The organism is Bacteroidota bacterium (assembly GCA_030706565.1).
Taxonomy (GTDB): Bacteria; Bacteroidota; Bacteroidia; order Bacteroidales; family JAUZOH01; genus JAUZOH01.
In genome coordinates, this window is record JAUZOH010000341.1 from 1 (window position 1) to 4,090 (window position 4,090).

Here is a 4,090-nt window from a genome sequence, read left to right on the forward strand (position 1 = left end):
CTCCTGGCGTCGGCTTCATTCAGACAGTACGCAGTCAATAAGGATTTTGTTTTTTACGCTTCGCGGAGGAAAGTCCTGGAACTTTTTAATGAATCACCGGCCTGTTTTAGCCCCTTGATAAAGTGGGGTTGAAGGACAATAAATCACTGACTTTAAATTTTATTTCGTTCAGGAAAATATTTAGTTGCGAAACTTCAATTTATAATATTTATGCGAGTTGAAGATGACGGCAATGAAAACAAAAACATAAATCTACATTAATTTTACTGAAATATTAAAACTTCAGCTGAAAGCTGACGGCAATAAAGTTCACACATTACTATGGAATTATACGAATCCATCAAGGTGAAATTCATGATTTTATTTGAGGACAATTAGATAAGTTTGTAACTTTGTTACTGAAACCCGGAAATTTAAAACAAAAATAAATTTAATTTCTCTATGAATCGTTTTATCAAGTATTTGGGAATATCCCTGGCAGTAATTGCAATTGGACTGGTATTGTGGTTTTTTAAAAATATCGTCGCCTATATTTTAATTTCTGCGGTTCTTGCACTTATTGGCAGGCCGCTGGTGGATACGCTCAATAAAATCAAGATACGGGACCATACTTTTCCTAAAGGTTTAAGTGCAGCCCTGGTTTTGATCCTGTTCTGGGCATTTTTTTATTTTTTTTTCAGGGTTTACCTGCCGCTTATTGCCAAACAGGCCGCAGAACTTTCGCATATTAATGTCCAATCGGTGATTGAGGATCTGAAACAGCCCATCAATGCTGTTGAAGCATTCTGGGACAAATACAACATAGGAGGAGAAAAGAATATTACCTTTCAACAATTTATCTCGGGGAAAATAACCTCTGCCCTGAATTTTAACATTTTCACCAATGCCTTCAGCTCACTGACTTCCCTGATTGAAAATATTTTTATTTCTGTTTTCTCCATCTCATTCATCACTTTTTTCTTTTTGAAGGATAAAAATCTGTTTTCTGACGGGATAATGGCCTTTGTGCCTTTAAAATATGAGGAAGCCTTTTCAAAAGTCCTTAATTCCATTCACAAACTGTTGATCCGTTATTTCATCGGCATAGTTTGCGAAATTTCCTGCATCATCACCCTGGTCACCTTTGGGCTGACGATGGTCGGGGTCGGTTTTGACCACAGCCTGGTTATTGGGCTGCTGGCCGGAATCATTAATGTAATTCCTTATGTAGGGCCTGTGATCGGAACCACTTTCGGAATTTTAATGACCATCATTACCCATTTGAATTACGACTATGCCACGCAGTTGCTTCCTTTAATCGGATACTGCCTGCTGGTTTTTATTGCAGTACATGTTATTGATAATATTCTGTTTCAACCATTGATCTATTCGAGCAGCGTGCATGCCCATCCCCTGGAAATCTTCCTGGTTATCCTGATTGCAGGCAGCATGGCCGGAATTATCGGCATGATATTGGCTGTTCCTTCCTACACCATTCTCAGGGTATTTGCAAAAGAATTTTTTAATAACTTTAAGGTGGTAAAAAAATTAACAGAAAAAATTTAATGCTTTCTTTATAATATAATTATATTTACAAGGACATTTATATCGATGAAGTATTTAAACAATCATATTCCGGTTTTAAGTATTTTTATTCTGTTATTGAGTAGTTTAGCCTCTGCACAAACACTCTCCATTTCAGCAGATACGACTAGAGGTTGTGGAAAGTTGACAGTGAAATTTTCGTATAAACCCCAAAGTTCTTCAGACAATTCATGGGAATGGAATTTTGGCAACGGACAAACCAGTTCAGAACAGAATCCCCAAAAGGTGATTTTTGATTCAGACGGAATTTACAATGTCAAACTTATTCTGAATAAGAAAGATACAATAGAATCGAAGGGATTGATCGTTGTTCACCCTGCAGCTATTGCCCTTTTCACTTTTGCAGATACTTCTTCAAAAACTTCTTTCTCCAGAAAATTTACTTTTACAAAAGCTGCGGCCGATACCAACAGCTATACTTATGTCTGGGATTTTGGGGATAACGCCGCCAAAGATTATACCGAACAGCCCGTTCATGCCTACAGTGCGCCGGGATTATATCCTGTAACACTTAAAATTTCGAACAGTTTTGGATGCAAGGACAGTTCTGTCCAAACAGTTGGGATATTTGAAACATTTGATGTCCCTAATGTTTTTACACCCAACAATGATGGGAATAACGATTATTTTCAAGTTGTTTCAGACCACAATGAACCCCTTTCCATTGAGATTTATGACAAATATGGAACCCTGGTTTTCAAGGAAACTGCTCCTACCATAAGTTGGGATGGCCGCACTGATTCAGGAGTTGACCTGAATTCCGGAATCTATTTTTATGTTTTAAAAACTGCAGGCTCTTCTGCTTCTTCTAAACAATGTGGATTTTTCTACCTTTACAGGTAAAACAATTTTTACGCGATTTTTCCTCTCCTTCTTTTATATTTGAAGAAAAATATATCCTGAATTTTAATTAAACCTTTTACTCTTTCACAATGAAAAAATCAAAAATTATATCGCTGATGTTGGTTACTGCGGCAACATTTTTATCGCCACAGTTTCTCGCCGGGCAAAACAATGATTGGGAAAATCCGCAGATGATCGGACAAAACAAGGAACCCTCATACACTACTTTTATTCCTTATGCGGATGAAGAAACTGCAATTGAAAATAATTATAACCGTTCGCCATGGTATTCCCTTTTAAACGGAACCTGGAAATTCCATTGGTCAGCCAAGCCGGATGACAGACCGGTTGATTTTTACCAAAATTCCTTTGATGTTAGTAAATGGGATGACATTCTGGTGCCCAGCAACTGGGAAATGTTGGGATATGGAATTCCGATCTATGTGAACATACAATACCCATTTAAGAAAAACCCGCCTTATATCCCTCACGACAACAATCCCGTGGGTTCATACAAAAAGACCTTTACTATTCCCGGGAACTGGCAGGGACGGCAGATATTCCTGCATTTCGGGGCGGTCAGCTCGGCCATGTATGTTTGGATCAACGGCAAGAAAGTCGGATACAGTGAAGACAGCAAGCTGCCTGCAGAATTTAACATCACCTCTTTTGTAAAACCGGGTGAGAATATCCTATCGGCCGAAGTTTACCGTTGGTGCGATGGAAGTTACCTGGAAGACCAGGACTTTTTCAGGATCAGCGGGATTCAACGCGATGTGTACCTTTATTCTACTCCTGAAGTTAAAGTATCCGATTTTGAAGTGAAAGGAACACTGGATAACAACTATACCAATGTCGATTTCAATGTTAAAGTTCAATTAAAAAGCTATCTGGCTAAAAGGAAGGGCATTTATCCGGTAGAAATTTCTTTGCTCGACAATGCCGGGAAACCCGTTTTTGATCCCATGATCAAAAATGTAAACCTGAAGAATGCTGCCGATTCAATCGTCGAATTTAGTCAAACCCTGTACAATCCACTGAAATGGACTGCCGAAACTCCGAATTTATATACGGTTGTAATTACGCTCAAAGATAAAAAAGGCCATATACTGGAATCTACCTCCTGTAAGACGGGTTTCAGAAAAATTGAAATCAAGGATGGGCAACTGTTCGTAAATGGTGTCCGTATCCTGATCAAGGGCGTCAACCGCCACGAACACGACCCCTATACCGGGCATGTCATTTCGCAGGCCGGAATGATCCAGGATATCACCCTGTTGAAGAAATTCAACATCAATACCGTCCGGACCTGCCACTACCCGAACGATCCGAAATGGTACGAACTCTGCGACAAATACGGCCTTTACCTGATCGATGAAGCCGATATAGAATCGCATGGCATGGGTTATGGAAAAGAAACCCTGGCCAAAGACACCCTCTGGGGTAAAGCCCACCTCGACCGCACCATCAGAATGGTTGAACGTGACAAGAACCATCCTTCCATCATCATCTGGTCGTTGGGCAATGAAGCCGGTTTCGGCATTAATTTTGAGAATACTTACCGCTGGCTTAAGCAACGCGATCATTCTCGTCCTGTTCAATATGAACGGGCAGGGCTGGAACCTTTTACCGACATATATTGTCCGATGTACGCGCCAATTGA

Annotated in this window: 3 protein-coding genes; all 3 read left to right on the plus strand. The window is 39.9% G+C overall.

Going from position 1 to position 4,090, the window contains the following annotated elements:
* The first annotated feature begins 441 nt into the window (after positions 1–441).
* Entirely contained in the window at positions 442–1,545 is a 1,104-nt protein-coding gene (locus tag Q8907_13700) for an AI-2E family transporter (GenBank protein ID MDP4275325.1), read from the plus strand.
* A gap of 45 nt (positions 1,546–1,590) precedes the next feature.
* On the plus strand, positions 1,591–2,427 hold the full coding sequence (locus tag Q8907_13705; protein ID MDP4275326.1) for a PKD domain-containing protein: 837 nt from the start codon (positions 1,591–1,593) through the stop codon (positions 2,425–2,427).
* An 89-nt stretch (positions 2,428–2,516) separates the two neighbouring features.
* Positions 2,517–4,090 (plus strand): glycoside hydrolase family 2 TIM barrel-domain containing protein (locus Q8907_13710; protein MDP4275327.1); only part of this gene is annotated, 1,574 nt, incomplete at its 3' end.